This is a genomic window from Azotosporobacter soli, from assembly GCF_030542965.1.
In the GTDB taxonomy this organism is placed as follows: Bacteria; Bacillota; Negativicutes; order SG130; family SG130; genus Azotosporobacter; species Azotosporobacter soli.
The window spans coordinates 279,363-299,893 of sequence record NZ_JAUAOA010000003.1 but is presented as its reverse complement, the minus strand read 5'-3'; the positions used below and the strand labels follow the sequence as shown (position 1 = coordinate 299,893).

19 protein-coding genes, 1 riboswitch and 1 other annotated feature are annotated in these 20,531 nt (G+C 52.8%); of the genes, 13 read left to right on the top strand and 6 right to left on the bottom strand.

The window, feature by feature from the left end; all coding sequences use genetic code 11:
• The first annotated feature begins 58 nt into the window (after positions 1-58).
• Positions 59-424 carry a hypothetical protein gene (locus tag QTL79_RS05210; RefSeq protein WP_346353892.1) on the top strand — a complete coding sequence of 122 codons (366 nt, stop codon included), beginning with the start codon at positions 59-61 and terminating at the stop codon, positions 422-424.
• Positions 425-508: 84 nt separating this feature from the next.
• Here QTL79_RS05210 and QTL79_RS05205 read toward each other — a convergent pair whose 3' ends face one another.
• The gene (locus QTL79_RS05205; protein WP_346353891.1) at positions 509-922 is read right to left on the bottom strand and encodes a C-GCAxxG-C-C family (seleno)protein; all 414 of its coding nucleotides are present in this window, start codon (positions 920-922) and stop codon (positions 509-511) included.
• 166 nt (positions 923-1,088) lie between these two features.
• On the opposite strand from QTL79_RS05205, the gene blaOXA reads away from it, so the two are divergent.
• From blaOXA to QTL79_RS05175, 6 genes are all read left to right on the top strand, one after another.
• Positions 1,089-1,901, top strand: a complete 813-nt coding sequence (blaOXA, locus tag QTL79_RS05200) for a class D beta-lactamase (protein WP_346353890.1) — start codon at positions 1,089-1,091, stop codon at positions 1,899-1,901.
• A 206-nt stretch (positions 1,902-2,107) separates the two neighbouring features.
• Complete coding sequence (locus QTL79_RS05195; protein WP_346353889.1) at positions 2,108-2,443, top strand: arsenate reductase family protein; 336 nt, start codon at positions 2,108-2,110, stop codon at positions 2,441-2,443.
• Positions 2,444-2,492: 49 nt separating this feature from the next.
• A complete protein-coding gene (locus QTL79_RS05190) occupies positions 2,493-4,049 on the top strand; it encodes an ABC-F family ATP-binding cassette domain-containing protein (protein ID WP_346353888.1) in 1,557 nt (518 codons plus the stop codon).
• 160 nt (positions 4,050-4,209) lie between these two features.
• Positions 4,210-4,779, top strand: coding sequence for a DJ-1/PfpI family protein (locus QTL79_RS05185; RefSeq protein WP_346353887.1), 570 nt, complete (start codon positions 4,210-4,212; stop codon positions 4,777-4,779).
• 124 nt (positions 4,780-4,903) lie between these two features.
• Positions 4,904-5,206 carry a DUF6506 family protein gene (locus tag QTL79_RS05180; protein ID WP_346353886.1) on the top strand — a complete coding sequence of 101 codons (303 nt, stop codon included), beginning with the start codon at positions 4,904-4,906 and terminating at the stop codon, positions 5,204-5,206.
• A gap of 87 nt (positions 5,207-5,293) precedes the next feature.
• Positions 5,294-6,094, top strand: a complete 801-nt coding sequence (locus QTL79_RS05175) for an AraC family transcriptional regulator (protein WP_346353885.1) — start codon at positions 5,294-5,296, stop codon at positions 6,092-6,094.
• 51 nt (positions 6,095-6,145) lie between these two features.
• Here QTL79_RS05175 and QTL79_RS05170 read toward each other — a convergent pair whose 3' ends face one another.
• Both QTL79_RS05170 and QTL79_RS05165 read right to left on the bottom strand, forming a co-directional pair.
• Positions 6,146-7,912: a methyl-accepting chemotaxis protein gene (locus QTL79_RS05170; RefSeq protein WP_346353884.1), complete on the bottom strand. Its 1,767-nt coding sequence runs from the start codon at positions 7,910-7,912 to the stop codon at positions 6,146-6,148.
• Between the two features lie 279 nt (positions 7,913-8,191).
• On the bottom strand, positions 8,192-10,483 hold the full coding sequence (locus tag QTL79_RS05165) for a PAS domain S-box protein (protein WP_346353883.1): 2,292 nt from the start codon (positions 10,481-10,483) through the stop codon (positions 8,192-8,194).
• Between the two features lie 231 nt (positions 10,484-10,714).
• On the opposite strand from QTL79_RS05165, the gene QTL79_RS05160 reads away from it, so the two are divergent.
• The 3 genes from QTL79_RS05160 (at position 10,715) to QTL79_RS05150 (ending at position 12,847) form a co-directional block, all read left to right on the top strand.
• Positions 10,715-11,188 (top strand): HAD family hydrolase, encoded by a 474-nt coding sequence (locus QTL79_RS05160; protein WP_346353882.1) that lies wholly within the window; start codon positions 10,715-10,717, stop codon positions 11,186-11,188.
• A 16-nt stretch (positions 11,189-11,204) separates the two neighbouring features.
• Positions 11,205-11,870, top strand: coding sequence for an HAD family hydrolase (locus tag QTL79_RS05155; protein ID WP_346353881.1), 666 nt, complete (start codon positions 11,205-11,207; stop codon positions 11,868-11,870).
• 65 nt (positions 11,871-11,935) lie between these two features.
• Positions 11,936-12,847 carry a phosphatase domain-containing protein gene (locus tag QTL79_RS05150; protein ID WP_346353880.1) on the top strand — a complete coding sequence of 304 codons (912 nt, stop codon included), beginning with the start codon at positions 11,936-11,938 and terminating at the stop codon, positions 12,845-12,847.
• 67 nt (positions 12,848-12,914) lie between these two features.
• Here QTL79_RS05150 and QTL79_RS05145 read toward each other — a convergent pair whose 3' ends face one another.
• Positions 12,915-13,430: a hypothetical protein gene (locus QTL79_RS05145; protein ID WP_346353879.1), complete on the bottom strand. Its 516-nt coding sequence runs from the start codon at positions 13,428-13,430 to the stop codon at positions 12,915-12,917.
• Positions 13,431-13,709: 279 nt separating this feature from the next.
• Between QTL79_RS05145 and QTL79_RS05140 the strand changes: the two genes are divergently transcribed.
• Both QTL79_RS05140 and QTL79_RS05135 read left to right on the top strand, forming a co-directional pair.
• On the top strand, positions 13,710-15,902 hold the full coding sequence (locus tag QTL79_RS05140) for a DNA topoisomerase III (RefSeq protein ID WP_346353878.1): 2,193 nt from the start codon (positions 13,710-13,712) through the stop codon (positions 15,900-15,902).
• Positions 15,903-15,924: 22 nt separating this feature from the next.
• A complete protein-coding gene (locus tag QTL79_RS05135; protein WP_346353877.1) occupies positions 15,925-16,479 on the top strand; it encodes a hypothetical protein in 555 nt (184 codons plus the stop codon).
• A 60-nt stretch (positions 16,480-16,539) separates the two neighbouring features.
• On the opposite strand, the gene QTL79_RS05130 is transcribed toward QTL79_RS05135, so the two are convergent.
• A complete protein-coding gene (locus tag QTL79_RS05130) occupies positions 16,540-16,911 on the bottom strand; it encodes a hypothetical protein (protein WP_346353876.1) in 372 nt (123 codons plus the stop codon).
• A 289-nt stretch (positions 16,912-17,200) separates the two neighbouring features.
• Positions 17,201-17,297, top strand: a riboswitch (glycine riboswitch).
• 221 nt (positions 17,298-17,518) lie between these two features.
• On the opposite strand from QTL79_RS05130, the gene QTL79_RS05125 reads away from it, so the two are divergent.
• Positions 17,519-18,868 (top strand): APC family permease, encoded by a 1,350-nt coding sequence (locus QTL79_RS05125; RefSeq protein WP_346353875.1) that lies wholly within the window; start codon positions 17,519-17,521, stop codon positions 18,866-18,868.
• Between the two features lie 115 nt (positions 18,869-18,983).
• On the opposite strand, the gene tyrS is transcribed toward QTL79_RS05125, so the two are convergent.
• Positions 18,984-20,204: a tyrosine--tRNA ligase gene (tyrS, locus tag QTL79_RS05120; protein WP_346353874.1), complete on the bottom strand. Its 1,221-nt coding sequence runs from the start codon at positions 20,202-20,204 to the stop codon at positions 18,984-18,986.
• Positions 20,205-20,272: 68 nt separating this feature from the next.
• Positions 20,273-20,521 (bottom strand) — a binding site (T-box leader).
• Positions 20,522-20,531 lie beyond the last annotated feature (10 nt).

Sequence of the window (20,531 nt, the reverse complement as noted above, 5' to 3'; positions counted from 1 at the left end):
GCGCAGACTATACTTTCGGCCAGTGTGCCCCGACTTAAAATTTGTTAGAGTTAAAAGGGTGAAAGGATCAAAGGCGGCGAAAGCGGGTGAAGGATTGAAAGCGATGGAAGTCATTTTCTGCGGCAATTCTCTCTATTTATCCAGTCTGGCCTCTTCTTTGCAAAAGGCAAAAGAACTGCGCGTGCGCCTGCTTGAACAGACGTTGCAGGAGGCAGGAGAGGAACTGAAGATGCTGAATCCCGACGTCTTGATCTTCGAGGCGGTTGAGAGTTATGCGCTGCCGGACCTGTTTGCTGCGGATGCTGCGCAGACGCTCCTAATCGCAGTAAGGCCGCAGAGCGACACGCTTGACGTGCTTTGCGGCGAGCGGCGCTTTTCGACCTCGGTTGATGAGTTGCTAGCGATTATCAAATCCTTGCTTTAAGCGGGCAAAAGTGCATACAAGAATAAAAAAACGAGGTCAGCGGCAGCAGCGCCGTTGACCTCGTTTTAGTAGGCTATAAAGTGGTTATGCCGAAACCTGGCGCTGTTCTTCGATGATTTGGTCGAGGATTTCGGCGGCCTTGGCGATCACAAAGGTGCATTTGGTCTCCGGCGTGCGATGCTGGGCTTTTAATGCGTCGCAGTTCAGATCGCCCATTTCGCGTTGATACGCGGCGAGGAACTGCTGGCTGAGCTGTTTGATCGTTTCGCCTTCGTGCGCCCGCTCTTTGACGAAGAGAGAGCTTAAGACCATGATGGATGCGGTCACAGCGCCGCAAGTGCTGCCGATGCCCATGCCGCCGCCGAAACCGGCGGAGAGGCGCAGTGCCTGGGGATCGAGGCCGAGTTTATAGACAAGATTGGCGCCGTAGAGTATCTTTTCGGCGCAGTTGAAATCTTCAGCGTTGCCGAAGCCGCTTTCAATTAACTGTTGCAACATGCTTGAACCTCCTCTAGTCGATTATGCTAACGAAGTCTTATTCTCTCTTGGTATCCCTTTTTCCTGCGAGCAGGGTGAGAGGCGTCTGACAGCTTGCAGACATAGCCGGCGCAAAGGCGGAAAAGGTATAATCGGAGCAAGGATCACAGGAAAAAGGAGCGATACGATGAAAAAGAAAAGTCTAATGGTCTTGCTGGTCTGTAGTGTATGCCTGCTTCTGCTGCCGCTGAAAGAGGGAGAGGCGCGCGAGGAAGAACGGGCCGAATTTGTGAAGTATTTCGATGCGGCGGGCGTCAGTGGCGCAATGGTTGTATATGATCAAAAGAACGATCTTTTCAGCTATGTCAATCGCCAGCGCTGCCGGGAGGGGTTTCTACCGGCTTCGACATTCAAGATTCCCAATTCGCTGATCGGACTGGAGACGGGCGTGATTCCGGATGCGGACTATCTGTTGCCTTGGGACAAGCAGCAGCGTGACTTTCCTGATTGGAACCGCGATCACACGCTGCGCAGCGCGTTTCAATATTCGGTTGTCTGGTACTATCAGGAATTGGCGCGGCGTGTCGGCGCGGAACGGATGCGGCAATATCTTGAACGGATTGGCTACGGTAACGGCGATATCGGCGGCAGGATTGACCATTTCTGGCTGACGGGAGCCTTACGGATCAGCCCGGATGAACAGATCAATTTCCTGCGTCGTTTGCATGACAATGAATTGCCGTTTTCAAAGCGGACGCTCGATCAGGTTAAGGAAATCATGCTTAAAGAAAAAACAGCGGACTATGTCCTGCGCGCCAAAACGGGCTGGGCCAACGAACCGGCGGACAATGTCGGTTGGTATGTAGGTTATTTGGAAACGGGAGACAATGTCTATTATTTTGCGACCGTACTGACCGCTCCTAAACCGGTGCCAGCCGACTTTACCACGCAGCGGATTCGGATCACTAATGCGGTGTTGCACGAGCTTGGCATCTTCTAACTAGAAACGGCGAAAATGTCGCAACACAAAGAAGCAAAGAACAGGGAAGACACGAAGTAGTATGTGCTTCGTGTCTTTGTCGTTTTCCTCATCCGTTCGTTTTGCAACAAATCTTCCTGCTAAATTTGCCTGGGCGGCTTGACGGCAGCATGTTTGGCCGATACAATAAATCATTGGTGAGATGAAAATTCGGGAGCGACGATAAAATGAACATCCAAATTTTCGGCAGGAAAAGCTGTCAGGAGACCCGAAAAGCGGAGCGTTATTTTAAAGAACGACGCATTGCGTTTCAATTTATCGATTTGAAGGTTAAAGGTCTAAGTCGCGGTGAACTGGCTAAGGTACAGGCCGCGGTGGGCGGCATGACAAAATTGATTGACGTAGAATGCAAAGAATATGCCAAGCGGAATCTGAAATATATGTTGCATGATATTGAGGAAACGCTGCTGGCTTCACCGGTATTATTGAAAAGCCCCATCGTTCGCAACGGCGCCAAAGCAACGCTTGGTTATGCGCCGGAGATTTGGCAAACCTGGGAATGATCCGAAGCGACAGTAACAGCGAAAGCAAAAAGTAGGAGAGTATTTACGAATGAGCGTATTAACAGTTGAAAACGTATCCCATGGTTTTGGCGCGCGGTCAATCTTGACGGACACGACGTTCCGTTTGCTGAAAGGCGAACATGTCGGATTGATCGGTGCGAACGGTGAGGGAAAGTCGACCTTTCTCAGCATTATCACCGGACAATTAACGCCGGATGAAGGCAAGGTGGAATGGTGCCGCCGAGTCAAGGTCGGTTATTTGGATCAGCATGCTTCGCTGGAACGCGGCAAGAGTATCCGAGACGTATTGCGTGAAGCGTTCCAGTCGATGTACGATATGGAAGCGGAAATGCTGGCGATGTACGACAAGATGGGCGAGGCTTCGCCGGAGGAACTGGAAAAGATGATGGAGGATGTCGGTGAAATTCAGGACGTGCTCGATCACGGCTCGTTTTACATGATTGACGCCAGAATTGAAGAAATCGCCAAAGGCCTCGGTCTGCTCGATATCGGCCTCGATAAGGACGTCGCGGATTTGAGCGGCGGGCAGCGCACCAAGGTGCTCCTGACGAAGCTGCTCTTGGAGAATCCGACGATTCTGATTCTGGACGAGCCGACGAACTATCTGGACTTTGAACATATCGAATGGTTGAAGCGCTATCTGCAAAATTATGAGAACGCATTTATTCTCGTGTCGCATGATCTGCCGTTTTTGAATGAAGTCATCAACGTCATTTACCATATGGAAAATGCGGTCTTGACCCGTTATACCGGCAACTACGAACAATTCCAGGCGATGTATGAGATGCGCAAGAGCCAGGAATTGAAGGCATATGAACGCCAGCAGCAGGAAGTCGACAAGATGGAAGATTTCATCGCCCGCAACAAGGCGCGCGTCGCGACGCGCGGCATGGCCAACAGCCGCAAGAAGCGGCTCGATAAGATGGAGATGCTGGAAAAACCGAAGGAGCGAATAAAACCGATTTTCCAGTTCCGCGAAGGGCGTACGCCAAGCAAATATGTCGTGCAATGTGAAGACCTCGTGCTCGGCTATGACGAGCCGTTGACCAGGCCGGTCAGTCTGATTCTGGAAAAAGGCAAAAAAGTCGCGATTCGCGGCGTCAATGGTCTGGGCAAATCGACGCTTTTAAAAACGCTGATCGGCGCGATCCGACCAGTTTCCGGCAAAGTGGAAATGGGCGATCATTTGCAGATCGGTTATTTTGAACAGGAATCGAACCGCAAGAACAACAACACTGCGATTGAAGAGATCTGGCAGGACTTTCCGGGCTTGAGCAACTATGAAGTACGTGCCGCGCTGGCGCGCTGCGGTTTGACGAATGAGCATATCACCAGTCAGATGATGGTTTTGAGCGGCGGCGAAAATGCTAAGGTTCGTCTCTGCAAGCTGATGCTGCAGGACGTCAACTGGCTGGTACTTGATGAGCCGACCAACCATCTCGATCAGGACGCTAAGGATGAACTGAAACGGGCGCTGACCGAGTACAGAGGAACGGTCTTGCTGGTTTCACATGAACCTGATTTTTATCAGGACTGGGTGACCGAGGTCTGGAATGTGGAAAACTGGACGACGAAAATCGTATAAGCAGTCTGAAAAACCGCCGCTTTTGTCGGCGGTTTTTTTATGAAATTTATATAAAGCGACATGCAAGCTTAATTTTGCTAAAATATGTCGTTTTTTTACAATGCGCTGTTTGGCGCAATGTAGTATAGTGGAAGAAAATAGAGCGCAGGAGGTAGAGATCATGGCAAAAAAAATCCTCATACTGACGGGTGACTGTGCGGAAGATTATGAAGTGAAAGTGCCGCAACAGGCGCTTGAAATGCTGGGCTATCAGGTGGATATCGCCGCACCGGCCAAGAAAAAAGGCGATATGCTGCAACTGGTCGTACACGATTTCACGGGGCTGGATACCTATATTGAACTGACCGGTCATCGGATTTCGGTCGACCTGGCGGCGAAAGATGCCAAGGCCGCCGATTATGTCGGTCTGGTCGTGCCGGGCGGACGCGCGCCGGAATATATGCGGATGCATGCCGAGACGCTGCAATTGGTGCAGGATTTTTTTGCCGCCGGCAAACCGGTCGCGGCGATCTGCCACGGCACGCAATTATTGGCGCCGGCAGGCGTGCTGAAAGGATTGACGGTTACATCGTATCCGGCCTGTGCAGCCGAATGCCGTTTGGCGGGCGGCGAATGGGCCGATGTGCCGGTTGCGGTCAGCGGCAACCTGGTTACGGCGCAGGCCTGGCCGAACCATCCGGCATGGTTGCGCTCCTTCGTTGACCTGCTTGGTGCAAAAATAACGTTATAAGTAATGGAAACTTGACGGGGACTGCAAAAAGAAGCAGTCTCCGTCGTTTTTTTACAATGCGCGGCGCTAGCGTTGCACTAAGATAAAGAGGAAGAAAAAAGATGAAGCAAAAGGAGGTTTTTTTATGGGGTGCAAAGCCGCGTTTCTCTTTGTCGCGCCGCGGGCGAATGAAAAAGAACACAGGACGGTAATCAATACGCCGGAACTGGAGCTGACGGTGGTTGGGGTCGGTAATTATCGCGAAGCGGTCGAAGCGGCTATAAGTTTGGCTGCGCAAGGCGTAGAAGCGATCGAATTATGCGCCGGTTTTGGCGTTAACGGCGTGGCCGAAGTAAAGGCGGCGGTTGATGGAAAGGCATTAGTCGGCGTGGTTCGCTTCGACGGACATCCGGCTTTTGGCAACCGAAGCGGCGATGAGCTGTTTTAAAGGCATTCTTTGTTTTTTCGGCAGGTTTTTTCTTTTCTGAAGCGTATAGAGTAAGGAAGAGAACTGTACCGGATGGGGGATTGTGGGATGAAAGTGCGCGGAATCCTGCCGAGCCGTGAGCTGCGGCCGTATGTCGATCGTTATTGGGCCTGGGAGAACGAGAGCGAGTTGCCGGATGTTTTGCCGGGCACCGGTCATGAATTGATCTTTCATTATGGCAAACCGTGGTTGGCGTTTTCTTCGGCGCGCAAAGAGCGCCTGCCGGTTTGCTGTCTGCTCTCGCCGCGTCAGAGGAATCTGCAGGTGGAGCCGGACGGTGCGGTCGGCTTTATTTCCGTGCGTTTTCGAGCGGGGGCGCTGCGCCACTTTTCCCCGCTTCCGGTGCAAGCGCTGGCCGATCATGTGCTCGCAGTCGAAGACATCTGGGGGGAAGCAGGGAGAAACTTGCGTGAGCAATTATGCGAAGCGACTAATTTGGCGCAGCGGATACAGATTTTTGAAGGGGCGTTGCACCGCTTTTTTCACTGCTTTCACAAACCGGAAGCCTGGCTGGATGAAGCGGTTCGCCGTCTGTATTATCGTAATCCGGCGACCCGGACGATGCAGTTAGGCGAAGAACTATTCGTCAGCGAGCGTCAGCTGCAGCGAAAAATCAAGGAATGCGTCGGCGTGACGCCGAAGACGTTTCAACGCATCGTCCGTTTCGAAGGCGTCTTGAAGCGTTTGCTGCTGCAGGAAAAGAACGATTATCTGGCGCTGGCGCTCGATAACGGCTACTATGACCAGGCACATTTTATCAAGGAGTTCAAAACGTTTGTCGGCGAAACGCCGTCTGTTTATCTGCAGGAAGATAAGTTTCACAGCCATTATTATTGCGAAAAAATATAAAAAAGCCCGCAGGTATTACGGCGTTTGCCGTTGCCTGCGGGCTTTTGCCTGTTATAAGCGAAATTGAATGACGGATGCTTGCAGTCGTTCCGCTAACTGACTTAGGGAACGGCTGGCTGCGGCGATTTCATGCATCGAAGCCGCCTGCTGCTCGGTCGCGGCCGATACGGTCTGCGTTTCCATTGACGCATTGCGCGAGATTTCCTCTACCGATGCCATCGCATTGGAGATCGTCAGACCGCCTTGAGCGAGATGCTGTACCGTGAGCGACAATTCATGCACATGCGAGGAGACTTCCTTGACCATGTCGGAAATTTCCTGGAAGGCTTTTCCGGTACCGGCGACGACTTCCGCGCCGGTTTTGACTTCTTTCGTACCCAAATCCATCGCGCTGACCGCTTTTCCGGTATCGCTTTGAATTTCCTGGATCAGATCGGCGATCTGCTTGGCCGCTTCCTGCGACTGTTCGGCCAGTTTGCGAACTTCCTCCGCGACGACCGCAAAACCTCGTCCTTGCTCGCCGGCGCGCGCCGCTTCAATCGCTGCGTTCAGCGCCAGTAGGTTCGTTTGCCCGGCGATGCCGGCAATAGTGTCGACGATCTGGCCGATTTCCTGCGAACGGGTGCCGAGTTTGGCGACGACCGCTGCCGAACCGGATACGGTCTGCTCGATGCTGTTCATCTGACCGATTGCGACCTTGAGCACTTCACCGCCGGAGTGGGCGGAACGCGCCGTTTTTTCCGAGGTATCGGACATCGAGGAGACTTTCAGCGCAATCTGTTCGATCTGGTTTGACATTTCCTCGACTACGCTGGCGGTTTTTTGGACGCTGTGCACTTGGTTGTCCGCGCCCTGCGCGACCGCAGTCGTCGAGGTCGCGACCTGGGCCGAGGCCTGCGCCGCCTGTTCCGAAGTGGCGAACAGTTCTTCGCTGGCGGCGATCAGTTGCTCGGATGATTCCGCTGTCTCTTGAATCAAATTGCGCAAGCTGTGTTTCATCGCATTGAACGAAGCGGTCAGTTGTCCGATTTCATCCGCTGTTGTTACCGGAAGATTCGGTCCTGCCAGATTGCCGTTGGCGACTTGCTGCACGCCGTCAGCAACCAGACTGATCGGCGTGGCGATTTTTTTACTGATGATTTGCGCCATGACGGCGGCCAGAAGGATGCCCAGTAGAGCGATGGCCGCGGTGACGGCGATGCTGCGCTGCAATTCCTTGTTCTTTTCCGCTTCTTTAAGCGCGACTAACTTGTCGATGTTATCGACCCAGTTGCCGGTGCCGATGACCCAGCCGTACGGTTTGAATTGCTGGGTGTAGGCGCGTTTAGGCAGCGGCGTTTCTTCGTTTGGCTTGGGGAACCAGTAGTCGCTGTAGCCGCCGCCTTCTTTCGTCGCGGCATCCAGTAAATTCTTGATGAAAGGATTCCCTTTCTTATCGACGTCCGCTATGCGGCTTTTGCCTTCAGCCGGGCGGCCAAGCAAGACGACGTTGACGCCTTCCGTCGTATCGATCCAAAAATAATTGCCGTCATCAAAGCGGAGCGAACGGACCAAATCGGCCGCACGCTTTCGCGCATCTGCTTCCGATAAAAGACCCTTTTGCTGTTGATTGTAAATTTCCTGCACCAGGCTGTGCACCGTATTGACCTGCAGCTTGATGTTGCGGTCAAACTGTTCGTACAGCACGGCGCGATAATCGGCAATGTCTTTGTCGTTGCTGCGGATTGTGCTGAATACATCATAGCCTGCCAGAAGCAAGACGCAAATCACACCTACCAGAATCAGGCTGGCCATCAGTTTATACTTTATTTTTTGCAATACGTTCTCCCCACTTTCTCTAATGCTCTGTAACGAGATGGAACTTATGCTGCTTTGCGATCCTCCTTTCATAAAATTTGATCCGTCTAATGACAATCTCTTCTATAAGTAATTAGCCATAAAAGAAAAGTTACCTTTTAAAATTGACGGAATAAATAATTAAAAAACAAATTAAAGCGTTAATGCATGTTTGCTAGAGACGGAGTTGTGTTTTTGACTGCTTCGTAAGAAGAAAGAGCGCGACAGTTTCAACGCAACGGCTGAAACCTGTCGTGCTCTTTAAAGGGCTGCCTGGTCTTGCGCAGTAATAGTAAGCGGCAGAAGCAGGGTGAAGATCGAGCCCTGGCCGGGAGTGCTGCGGCACTCAATCGTGCCGCCATAAAGCTGCGTGACCAGATTGTAGATGATCGACAATCCGAGGCCGGTGCCGCCTTGATTGCGCCGGGTCGTGAAGAACGGTTCGAAGATCTTTTCCAGTACGTCAGGCTCCATGCCAAGACCGTCATCCTGATAGGTGAGCTGGAGGTGGTCGTCCTGCTTGAGCAAATCGATCCGAAGCGTGCCGCATTGACCAGAGGGATAGGCGTGGACGACGCTGTTGAGGATCAGATTCGTCATGATTTGCGCGAATGCGCCTGGATAGCCATCGATTGTCAACTCGGTTTCGCCGCTGACGGTGATCTGGTGGCCACTGTTTTTCAGGTGCGAGCGCAGGCTGAGCAAGATGTCGTCGACATATTGCCGGACATTGAAAGAACGCCGCGTTTCGCTGGCTTGGTCGGCGGAAACCTGTTTGAAGTTGCTGACCAGTTTGCCGGCGCGTTCGCTGTTGATTTGCAGCATTTGGCTGGTTTCTTGGATTTCGGCCAGATAATCCGTCAGGTCTTTGCGCTTCACGACGCCGTTTTGGAAGAGGACGGCAAAGTTGTCATTCAGTTGCGCCAGATGCGAAGACAAGGTCACGCATAAACCGACCGGCGTATTGATCTCATGTGCGATGCCCGCGACCAGACGCGCCAAAGAGGCCATTTGTTCGGAACGAATCAGCGAAGCCTTGGTCTGGCGCAGTTGTTCGTTCAGTTGGAGCAGCGTCTCATTGACGGCCATCAGCTCCTGATTCATCGCGGTAAGTTCTTCGTTGGCGGCGCTCAAATCTTGCGTGCGGTCTTCGACCCGCTGTTCCAAGGCCGCATTGGCTTCCAATAACGCTGCTTCGGCCTGCTTGCGCGAGGTTATGTCGATCCCGATGCCGGTAAAATAGGTCTCGTTCCTAATATCGAGCTTGACTGCGGTGAAGAACATGGGCAGCTTTTTGCCGTTCTTGGTCTGCATATCGGCTTCCGCTTCGGCAAAACCGTTTGTCAGACAGTCATCAACAGCCTGTAAAATTCGTTTGGCGGTGCTTTCGTCGTCGCGGTACCAGTCTAAGAGCGTCATCTTAGCCATTTCCTCTGTCGAGTAACCGGTCATCCGTTCGTGCTGGCGGTTCCAACGGATCAGACGGCCCTGGCTGTCGTAGAGGTAAAGCATGCCGGGAACGCTGTCTAAGACGGCATCGGTAAAGAGGCGCTGCTCGCGCAGCAGGTCTTCGGCAGCGCGCCGTTCGGTGATGTCTAAAAAAACCAGATAGCGGTAATCCTCGTCGAGCGCCGCGTAGATTTGGATGATGAGCTTCTCGCCGTCCTTGCGGACGAGTGTACCTTCCCAAGGTTGTGCGGCTTTCAGATCCGGCTGGGAAAGAAACTCTTGCCAATACTGCGCGGCGGATTCGCGCAGCGTTTCGTCCGGATATGCTTTCTCAAACCAGGCGGCGACTGTTGGGACATCGCCAAGCGTATAGCCGAAGAGTTTTTCGAAAACAGGGTTTAAGAATAAGATGTTTCCGGTCGCGTCGCTGCAGGAGATGGCGATCGGCAGATGGGTCGTGATGCGGCGAAAGCGCGCTTCGCTGCTGCGTAAAGCTTCTTCGGCTTTCAGATGAGCGCTGACGTCATTAGCGATGCCAAGAAAGCCGGTGATGACGCCATTTGCATCGCGTTGCGGCGAAAGCGATAATTGAACCGAGATGCGTCGTCCGTCTTTAGTGAGGTAGTGCCAATATTTTTTTTCGAGCCGTTGTTCTGTGGCGAGCGCGGTAAAAACCTCAAAACCGGGCTTTACGTTGAGTTCGGCGGCGCAGGCGGCGATTTCAGCGGCATCGTGAATGAGTTCGACTGTTTGCCGGTTGACGACCTCATCTGCTGAATATCCCAGCAGATGCTCGGCTCCTGCGTTAAAAACGGTAATCAGGCCTTGCGGGTTCGTGCCGATAATCGAGTAGGTTTCTGCAGCTCGCAGTACGGAGAGGTAGCGTTCATTGGCGCTGCGCAGTTCATGATGCGAACGATGGATTAAAAAATAGAGCAGCGAACTGGTAACCAGCATGAACAGCCAGCCTTTGGCCGTGGAAAGGCGGGTAATCCAGAGCGGGTCCTGCGTCAGCAAAGAGACGAATTGATCGGAAAATAAAATCCAAAGACTGCCGAAGAGCAAATAAATCTGCGCGATGCGCAAAGCGCTCCGATCCAACATCTCATTCACCTGCCTGTTGAAAAAGTAGAATAATATTAGTGATATAGTTCGCTGAGAAGGAAACCTATCCTGCTAAGGTGTAAAAAAATGGCTGAGCGTAAAAGGGAAAAAAGAAGCGCCCTTCCGGCAGGCAGGAGAGAGCGGCGTGCGTGGAGAAGTGGAAGAAGAAGAGAAAGCTGTGAAGCTTTGAGTGGCTGTTTGCGCAAGAAAAGGATGTGGGGAGGTTGCAGTATGGAGACGGTGTTCTTTCCGGACGGCAGGAAACTCGATTTACGCTATGCGGTCGTTGATTATAATGGGACGCTGGCCGTTGACGGCTTGATTGCGCCAATGGTGAAGGAACTTTTGCTTGCGCTAAGTCAGGAATTGAACGTTAATGTGATTACCGCGGATACGTTCGGTCAGGCGCGACCCCAACTGGCAGAGCTTGTTGGCGTTAAGGTTGCGGTGATCAAACCGGGTGCGGAAGGCGAACAAAAAGCCGAACTGGTGCGCAAGCTGGGGCCGGAACACACCGTCTGCATAGGCAATGGCTCGAATGATGCGGCGATGTTTGCGCTGGCGGCATTGTCGATTGCGGTGGTTGGCCGTGAAGGCGCGAGCATGGCGGCGCTGCGCGAAGCCGATCTGGTGGTAAGCAGCCCGCAGGATGCGATCGGTCTGCTCTTGAATCCGAAGCGGCTGCTGGCGACATTGCGGATATGAAAAGGAGAATCGGACGATGATTAAAGGCGTGATATTCGATATGGACGGGGTGCTGATCGATAGCGAACCGATACATAAGAAAACATTTTTGCAGTATTTAAAGGAACTGGGCGTCAATTTGACGCCGGCTGACCACGATGCGTTCATTGGCACGACGAATCGGCAAATCTTTACGGCGCTGAAAGAGCGGCATGCGTTGGAAGACTCGATAGTGACGCTGGTGGATGGCTACGAACAGCGCTACCTGGCGGCGCTTCAGGCGGCCAATGTTGATGCGCCGATTCCCGGCGTGCTCGAATTGGTCTCTGGTCTCAAGCATGAAGGACATAAGATGGCGGTGGCGTCTTCGTCACCACGCCAGCATATTGATTTGATTATTGAGATGCTTGGCTTATCGTCTTTTTTTGTCGCGTCAGTCAGCGGCAATGAAGTAACCCATTCAAAGCCTGCGCCGGATATTTTTCTTAGAGCGGCGTCGCTGCTCGGCCTGTCGCCGAAAGAATGCTTGGTTATTGAAGATTCTTATAACGGCGTTACAGCAGCCAAAGCGGCCGGTATGGCCTGCATCGGTTTGCAAAATCCAAATTCCGGTCAGCAGGATTTAGCGCAGGCGGATCGGATCATTTCGGTCTATGGCGAACTGCGCGGCGAGCTTGGCGAATGGCTGAGCGGCGGACGCTGATTTGCGCCGTGCAGAGGCGGAAGATAAATAAGCGCTCTCTGTAAAAGAAAAGGGAGGACGGAACGGTGAAAATAAGAATATGGTTGGCGGCGGTAGTCTTGCTTGCCGTCATTTGCAACGGACCAATGTACGCCGGAGCGGCAAAGGTGCAGGCGGGCGAAGAATTTTGGCGGATTGACACGGAGAACGAAGCGAGCCTGCCGCGCAATTTCAGGACGAGCGATGATGCGTTCCAGACTGGTGAAGGTTTCCTGCCGTCACGCCAGGGTTTGGCGGAATTGCATGCATCGGGCAGCGCGCAATTCTCCCGTTTAGAATTCGAAGTGCTGCAGGCGAAGCTGCCTGCGCCACTGGTTATTGTCGATTTGCGGCAGGAATCGCACGGTTTGCTGAATGGAATCGCGGTGAGTTGGTACGGCGCGCGCGACTGGGCCAATGTCGGAAAGAGTATGCAGGAAGTGCTGCAGGACGAGAAAATACATTTGACGGAGGCGCAAGACAGCATAGTTAGCATCGCGCCGCTGAATAAAGTGAAGCGCGCGGACTGCAAACGAGATCTCTTTGTCCTTAGCGCGCTCAGTGAGGAAGAGTTCGTCAAGGAACGCGGCGTCGGATATTTTCGTCTTACTGTGACCGACCATTTGCGACCGGACGATGTGGCGGTCGAGCTCTTTCTTGCCTTTTACAAGAATCTGCCGCCCGGCACCGCGCTGCATTTTCATTGTCAGGCCGGTCATGGTCGCACGACAACTTTCATGGCCATGTATGACATGCTGAAAAACGCAAAACAAGTTTCCTTCAACGATATCCTGGCGCGTCAGCAATTGCTCGGCGGTGCGAATTTGCTGCAGGAAAGCTCGCAGGAAGCCTGGAAGATAAAAGCGTCTCAGGAACGGCTGCAATTCTTGCAAGAATTCTACGCGTATGCGGCGCAAAGTCCGACTGAATCTTGGACAGCATGGAGCAAGCAGCGTTAAGTAAAAAAATGGCCTTGGGTGTGTGATCACCCGAGGCCATTTTCTTGCTGAAAAGCAGCGTATAGATTTACGTGTTTTTGCTGCAGAGTAAGGTTTTGCAACTTAACGCCAGAATCGCAAAAGTGCCTGCCAGCAACATTCCGATCGAACCGGCTGCCAAAATGTGAATTGAAGCTTTGGCGGCGGGGATACTGCCGGTAAGCGGCGCGGCGAACGCAGTGTAAAGCCACGACAGAGAATAACCGAGCGAGCCGAGTCCCAAGAATAATGCGAGAGTTTTTTTGTAGAGGGCCGACAGATTGAGACAGGATAACACGTAGAGTAAAATTAAACTGGCTGAACCGATAGCGGCGGCATGCATATGGGCCCGCTGCAGCATTTTCCAAGAACGATCCACGATAGCCGATACTTTTTGCGCATCATTATTATAGACGCTGCTTAAAACGGGCTGTGCGGAAGCGGTCCAATATTGTTTGATTTGCGCTTCGGCGCCGCCCATTGCTGCGCCAAGGAAAAAGCCGAGAAAAATAGTTGCGATAGCCAGTATAACGCCCCATTGAACCGATTTTAGTTTTTCTTGCATGAGAAAATACCTCCATTTTTTAATTGTGGCTATGTGTCTGCAAATAGCGGCATATAACGATTACACGCCACTAAAAAATATTTATACTACGGTATTATACTCTGTTCGAAAAAGAAAGTACAATGCGGCGTAAAAAATATGCGGCGGAATGAAAAATGCGAGGGATGATCGTTATTTAATCCGGAGTGAAATCGAAAAGAAGCGCTGAACTTGCCGATTGTGAGGATATCCAGTACAATCAAAGGAGTCTAACAGAGAACAAAAGGATGGAAACATGATATGAGTAAAGCAGTGGTATTGGCGGAAAAGCCTTCAGTAGGGCGTGACTTGGCGCGGGTATTGCGCTGCGCCAAGCAGGGCAACGGCTATTTTGAAAACGATAAATATATCGTGACCTGGGCGCTCGGGCATCTGGTGACGCTGGCCGATCCGGAAAGCTACGATGAGCGCTATAAGTCATGGAAGATGGAAGATCTGCCGATGCTGCCCGAACCGCTCAAGCTGGTTGTCATCAAGCAGACCGGGCGGCAATATAACACAGTCAAGGAACAGTTGCTGCGCAAGGACGTCAATGAAGTGATCATCGCGACCGATGCCGGACGCGAGGGTGAATTGGTAGCGCGCTGGATTTTGGCCAAGGCGCATGTGAACAAGCCGGTCAAGCGGCTTTGGATCTCATCGGTCACTGACAAGGCGATCCAGGACGGATTTCGCAATTTAAAACCCGGCCGCGACTATGAAAATCTCTACGCTTCGGCAGTGGCGCGCTCGGAAGCGGATTGGCTGGTCGGGATGAATGCCTCGCGGGCGCTGACCTGCCGCTACAATGCGCAGCTTTCCTGCGGCCGCGTGCAAACGCCGACGCTGGCGATCATTGCGCAGCGCGAAGAGGAAATTCAAACGTTTAAACCGCGCACATTTTACGGCATCGCGGCCGCGGTGCCGGGCGCTCGTTTTTTCTGGCAGGATGCCAAGACAAAAGAAACAAGGACGTTCAGTAAAGAAGCCTGCGATAAGCTTGTACGTGAACTGCAAGGCAAAGAATTGCAAATCGTCGATGTGGACAAGGCTTACAAAAAGACGCCTGCACCGTCGCTTTACGACCTGACCGAATTGCAGCGCGACGCCAATAAACTGTATAGTTTTTCGGCAAAGGACACGCTTAATATCATGCAGCGCCTCTATGAGACGCATAAGATATTGACGTATCCGCGCACCGATTCGCGCTATATCTCGGCGGACATTGTCGACACGCTGCCGGAGCGGATTCGCGCCTGCACCGTCGGACCGTACGCGAAATTGGGCGGCAAGGCGCTGCGCGGCAACGTCAGAACGAACAAACATGTCGTCGACGACAGTAAGGTATCCGATCATCATGCGATCATTCCGACCGAACAGGCGGTGTTTCTCAACAATCTCGACGATAAGGAACGCAAGATTTACGACTTGGTTGTGAAGCGCTTCCTGGCCGCGTTGCATCCGGCCTTCGAATATGAGCAGACGACGCTTAGGGCCAAGATCGGCGGCGAAACGTTCGCTGCCAAAGGCAAGCGTGTGATTGCGCAGGGCTGGAAAGAAGTCTATGAAAACAAATATGAGGATGAAGACGCCGCTAAAGATGATTTGGTCGATCAAAGCCTACCCGAGTTGCACAAGGGCGATGTACTGAAAGTGGCCGGACTCTCACAGACCAAGGGGGAAACGAAACCGCCGCCTTTGTTCAACGAAGCGACGCTGCTCACGGCGATGGAAAATCCGGCGAAATACATCAGCAGCAGCGATGAGACGCTGAAGAAGACGCTCGGCGAAACTGGCGGGCTCGGTACTGTTGCGACGCGGGCCGACATCATCGAAAAATTGTTCAACAGTTTTCTGATCGAAAAAAAAGGCAAGGATTTGCACATCACGTCAAAAGGCAAACAGCTTTTGGAACTGGTGCCGCGCGATCTGAAATCGCCGGAACTGACCGCGAACTGGGAACAAAAGTTGGCCGCGATTGCGAAAGGCGCACTGAATAAGACCTCGTTCATTAATGAAATGCGCGCGTATGCCCGCGCGGTCGTGACGGACATCAAAAACAGTCAGGAACAATATCGGCATGACAATATGACCCGCACGAAGTGTCCCGACTGCGGCAAGTATATGCTCGAAGTCAACGGCAAGAAAGGCAAAATGCTGGTCTGTCAGGACCGTGAGTGCGGCCATCGCAAGGGTATTGCCAGGGTTACGAACGCTCGCTGCCCGAACTGCCACAAGAAGATGGAAATGCGCGGCGAAGGCGACGCCCGTCTGTTTGTCTGCGGCTGCGGTCATCGGGAAAAATTGTCGTCGTTCAACGAACGGCGCGAAAAAGAGACGTCGAAGGTTTCGAAGAGCGATGTGAATCAATATTTGCGCAATCAGAGCAAGGCGAAAGAAGAGCCGCTGAATTCGGCGCTGGCCGATGCGCTGGCGAAACTTAAACTGAAATAAAGCGGGCAGAAAGCAGGTTAGCATGGAGAAACGAGAAAATCCGATCCTGACGCACAGCAATGTTCTTTTTTATCCGTTCGCGCCGCGGCGGGAGGAAATTCTGATTGCGGACATCGCGCATGCGCTGTCGCATATCTGCCGTGCGAACGGACATTTTGACACTTTTTACAGCGTTGCGCAGCATTCGCTGAACTGCCGGAAGGAAGCCGAAGCGCGCCAACTGCCGAAGCGCGTGCAGCGGGCCTGTCTGCTGCACGACGGCAGTGAAGCATATTTGTCCGACGTTACCCGGCCGGTCAAAATTTATCTGCCGGAATATCGCGATATCGAAGGGCGACTGCAGCAGTTGATCTATGAACGTTTTGATTTGGGCGATTTGACGGAAGAGGAATTGGCCCATGTTGACGCGATTGACAATACGCTGCTGTATTATGAATTTGACAAGCTGCATCAGCAGGGCTTGAATGGATACGTTACGCCGCTTCAGTCCGAACCGGATGTCAGGGAGAGAAAGATGAGCGAAGTGAAGGCGGAGTTTCTCCACTACTTTCAGCGTTTGGTGGACAGCGGAAAGTAGTGCGAATGAATAAGAAAAACCGGCAAATGAATGCCGGTTTTTCTTATTCATCAGGCTTGTTTATTTGTGCGTGAAGGCACGTCCGCAATCGGGACAGCTTTCTTTAACGTCAAGGCTTGTCGTGCGTTTAGCGAGGCTGCGCTGGTAAGCGCCGCAACAGCCGAAAAAGAAGAAGGCGCCGGCGATCAGCTGACGAATGCTGTCGGTGGCGGCAGCGCTCATCTGTAAGAGGTGCGTGCAAATGAATGCGGCAATCGTCTGCCAAATGCCGATCAGCAGCAAGATGCCGAAAAAAGCGCGCCAGGGAAGGCGACGTGCGGTCGGAAATTCCATGCTGAGTCCGGTAAGCGTCGCATGAAGGGAAAAGCCGCCGGAAGAGGATTCGCCAGTTTCGCTTGTTTCACGCCGACAAGTAGGACAACGTTTGGTCATGCCGTGCACCTCCTAAATTGACTGGGTAGTCCGATCGGAATAAAAAGATACTGTAGCTATCAGAATACAGCAAAGCGATGCTTTTCGTCAATGGCAATAAGGCTTAAAAATGGAAAAACGGTTGCGCTTTTTCCGACGCTGTTGTATAATCGATCATTATCGGTTAGTGTCCAGTACACAACTACATATGGCCGGATGATGTTTGCGGAAGAGCAGCCATGGCGTAGGCCGTTGGCTCACCGAAGGAGTAACACTCTCAGGTACCTGCCTTGCAGGTGGAACCGTAAACGGACGGGACTCTGGAGAGACCCTGAACAAGGGCGCCGAAGGGGCAAGGCGGCAGAAATGCTGCTCAATCTCTCAGGCAAAAGGACAGAGCACAAGAAGCACCAGAAATTGGTGTCGAGAAACGGGAAAAGACGCTGCGGCAACGCAGGGTCTGTGTTTTCGCAAAGCATGGCGTACATGCCGGATTGAAATACCCTTTTCGAAGTGTCCTCCGGAGTCAAATCAGCAATGATTTGACTCCTTTTGTTTCATTACTCTGCAGAGACAAAAGTTGTAAGAACAGCCCCAGCTGGAGGGGCAGATGAAGGAGTGAAGCAAAATGGAAAAAGAATCGCAAGCGGACAAACTGTTAAAAAGGGAACTGGGCCTGATTCCCGCAATGGCGTTGGTCGTGGGGATGGTGATCGGTTCCGGAATTTTCATGAAACCGGGCAAGGTGCTGCTGGCGGCCGGGGATTCGACGTTGGGACTGGCAGCCTGGGTGATCGGCGGCATCATCACGGTCACGGCCGGACTGACGATCGCCGAACTTGGTGCGCAGATTCCGCGCACCGGCGGCATGTATGCTTATTTGGACGAGGTGTACGGGAAATTCTGGGCTTATCTGTTCGGCTGGGTACAGACGTTGATTTATGGACCGGCGACAATCGGCGCATTGGGGCTTTATTTCTCAGCCTTGCTGATTCCCTTTTTAAATATTCCGACCAGTTATAAGATGCCGCTGGCTATCTTGGCGGTGGCGTTCATTTCCGGTATAAACTGCCTCGGCGCGCGCTGCGGCGGGATGATCCAGTCGGTTGCGACAATTGCAAAATTGATTCCGATTGCCTGCATTGCCGTCTTCGGACTGTGGCAGGGCAATGGACAAATTCTTAACATGAGCAGCGGCGTGAGCGAATCGGCCGGCATGGGCGCGGCGATATTGGCGACGCTATGGGCGTATGACGGTTGGATCGCGGCCGGATTTGTCGCCGGTGAGATGAAGAATCCGGCGAAGTTATTGCCGCGCGCGATCATCTTGGGCCTCGGCATTGTCATCGTGGCGTATCTTTCGGTGAACGTTGCGGTGCTGCATGTGCTGCCGGCCGCAGAAATTGCGGCGCTCGGACCGCTCGCCAGCGGCGCTGCCGCCGGAATTCTTTTCGGTGATATCGGCGGCAAGCTGATTAGCATCGGCATTTTGGTTTCGATTTTCGGTGCGTTGAACGGTTATATCATGACAAATGCGCGTGTGCCGTATGCAATGGCGGTGGCAGGGCAGCTGCCGGGTTCGCGTTTTTTAGCGAAGGTGCATAAGGAATATGGCACACCGGTCGGAGCGACCTTGTTTCAGGTCTGCATGGCGGTGCTGTTGATGACGCTGGGCGATCCCGATCGCCTGACCGACATCGCAATGTTCATGATCCAGATTTTTTATCTGCTTGCGTTTGTCGCGGTCTTCCTGTTGAGAAAACGCCAGCCTGCGGCCGAACGGCCGTATAAGGTTCCTCTCTATCCGGTTGTTCCGGCGGTTGCGATCCTCGGCGGTCTCTATATCATCGGCAGTACGCTGCTGAATAATCCGCAGGACACGCTCTATGCATTGTCGCTGACGCTTCTCGGCGTACCGGTCTACTGGCTGATGCTGCGCCAAAAGAAAGGCGCCTGCGGCGCAAAAAAGTCGGCGTAAGAAAAGCAAAAGGGAGTCTTCGTCAGCCAAATTGGCTTTGCGAAGACTCCCTTTCGCTTGAAAGAACCGGACCGCGAAAGCGCGATCCGGTTAGAGAAAAGAATATCTTTTTTACTTATTGGTTCAAGACGAGGCGATAGTAATTTTTTTTGCCTTTGCGCAGCAGCGCGGCATTGTCGGTGAAATCGTCCTGGCTAAGCAGTCGGTCGGGGTCGCTGACCTTTTCCTGTTCAAGGTGCAGACCGCCTTGTGCGATCAAACGGCGGCCTTCGCTTTTGGAAGCGAAGATGCCGGCGTCAAATAAGATATCGAGCAGTTTGCCGCCAAGCTGGGCGCTCGTTACATTTACGGTCGGCGTATTATCGAGTGAACCGCTGCCGCTGAACAAGGCTTCCGCCGCCTGTCGGCTGTTTTCCGCTGCTTCCTGGCCATGAATCAGTTTGGTTACTTCAAAGGCGAGAACCTTCTTGGCTTCGTTGATGGCCTGCCCTTCCAGCGCGCCAAGGCGGCGCACCTCATCCATCGGCAGGAACGTCAACAAAGAAAGGCATTTCTCGACGTCGGCATCGGCCACGTTGCGCCAATACTGATAAAATTCATACGGCGATGTTTTTTCGCCGTCCAGCCATAAGGCGCCTTTTTCGGTCTTGCCCATTTTCCGACCGTCGCTGGTCGTGAGCAGCGTCAGCGTCAGGCCGAAAGCCGGCTTGCTTTCTTTGCGGCGAATCAGGTCGGCGCCGGCGAGGATATTAGACCACTGGTCGTCGCCGCCCATTTGCAGGATGCAGCCTTGCTGGTTGAAGAGCTCCCAGAAGTCGTAGGCTTGCATGATCATATAGTTCAGTTCAAAAAAGGTCAGGCCTTTTTCCCAGCGTTGCTTGTAGCATTCGGCAGCCAGCATTCGATTGACCGAGAAATGGACGCCGACTTCGCGCAGAAGTTGGACGTAATTCAGTTCGAGCAGCCAATCCGCGTTATTGATCATCAGAGCCTTGTCGTCGGAAAAGTCGATGAAGCGCTGCATCTGCTTTTTGAAGCATTCGATATTGTGATTAATCTCTGTACGATCCATCATGCGGCGCATATCGCTCTTACCGCTCGGATCGCCGACCGAACCGGTGCCGCCGCCGAGCAGGCAAATCGGACGGTGACCGCCCTGCTGCATGTGAGCCATTGCCATCAAGGTGAGAAAATGGCCAACATGCAGGCTATCCGCCGTGGGGTCGAAGCCGATGTAAAAGGTGACGGATTCGTTGGCAAGGCGTTCTTTCAATTCTTCTTCATGGGTGACCTGCTGGATAAAACCGCGTTCTTTCAATACGTCAAATACGGACATGGTGAAACCTCCCAGTGTTATTTGCAATGCGACAATGTTTTTTAAGCATAAAAAAGACTCATCCCCTGGTTAGGGACGAGTCTAAAACCCGTGGTACCACCCTGATTACCGGAGCCAACGCTCCAGTCTCTCATGTGAACGACTGCCGCAGCGGTCGTCTGCCGGATAACGGCGGCATGCCGGCTCAACCTACTGCCACAAGGGGTTCGGCCTGCTGCTCACGGGGGTAATTCCCAACTTTGCTTCACCGGTTCACAGCTGCCACCGGCTCTCTGAAGAAGAAAAAAGAAGGTACTTAGCCCGATCATTGCGATGCAATATTGCGTT

What these genes read in the sequence shown, in the direction of transcription:
- QTL79_RS05175 (WP_346353885.1), top strand. Translation starts at nt 5,294, where the DNA reads ATGAAAGTGCGCGGAATCCTGCCGAGCCGTGAGCTGCGGCCGTATGTC.
- QTL79_RS05130 (WP_346353876.1), bottom strand. Translation starts at nt 16,911, where the DNA reads ATGACCAAACGTTGTCCTACTTGTCGGCGTGAAACAAGCGAAACTGGC.
- QTL79_RS05140 (WP_346353878.1), top strand. Translation starts at nt 13,710, where the DNA reads ATGAGTAAAGCAGTGGTATTGGCGGAAAAGCCTTCAGTAGGGCGTGAC.
- QTL79_RS05135 (WP_346353877.1), top strand. Translation starts at nt 15,925, where the DNA reads ATGGAGAAACGAGAAAATCCGATCCTGACGCACAGCAATGTTCTTTTT.
- QTL79_RS05145 (WP_346353879.1), bottom strand. Translation starts at nt 13,430, where the DNA reads ATGCAAGAAAAACTAAAATCGGTTCAATGGGGCGTTATACTGGCTATC.
- QTL79_RS05180 (WP_346353886.1), top strand. Translation starts at nt 4,904, where the DNA reads ATGGGGTGCAAAGCCGCGTTTCTCTTTGTCGCGCCGCGGGCGAATGAA.
- blaOXA (WP_346353890.1), top strand. Translation starts at nt 1,089, where the DNA reads ATGAAAAAGAAAAGTCTAATGGTCTTGCTGGTCTGTAGTGTATGCCTG.
- QTL79_RS05190 (WP_346353888.1), top strand. Translation starts at nt 2,493, where the DNA reads ATGAGCGTATTAACAGTTGAAAACGTATCCCATGGTTTTGGCGCGCGG.
- QTL79_RS05195 (WP_346353889.1), top strand. Translation starts at nt 2,108, where the DNA reads ATGAACATCCAAATTTTCGGCAGGAAAAGCTGTCAGGAGACCCGAAAA.
- tyrS (WP_346353874.1), bottom strand. Translation starts at nt 20,204, where the DNA reads ATGTCCGTATTTGACGTATTGAAAGAACGCGGTTTTATCCAGCAGGTC.
- QTL79_RS05205 (WP_346353891.1), bottom strand. Translation starts at nt 922, where the DNA reads ATGTTGCAACAGTTAATTGAAAGCGGCTTCGGCAACGCTGAAGATTTC.
- QTL79_RS05185 (WP_346353887.1), top strand. Translation starts at nt 4,210, where the DNA reads ATGGCAAAAAAAATCCTCATACTGACGGGTGACTGTGCGGAAGATTAT.
- QTL79_RS05125 (WP_346353875.1), top strand. Translation starts at nt 17,519, where the DNA reads ATGGAAAAAGAATCGCAAGCGGACAAACTGTTAAAAAGGGAACTGGGC.
- QTL79_RS05160 (WP_346353882.1), top strand. Translation starts at nt 10,715, where the DNA reads ATGGAGACGGTGTTCTTTCCGGACGGCAGGAAACTCGATTTACGCTAT.
- QTL79_RS05165 (WP_346353883.1), bottom strand. Translation starts at nt 10,483, where the DNA reads ATGTTGGATCGGAGCGCTTTGCGCATCGCGCAGATTTATTTGCTCTTC.
- QTL79_RS05155 (WP_346353881.1), top strand. Translation starts at nt 11,205, where the DNA reads ATGATTAAAGGCGTGATATTCGATATGGACGGGGTGCTGATCGATAGC.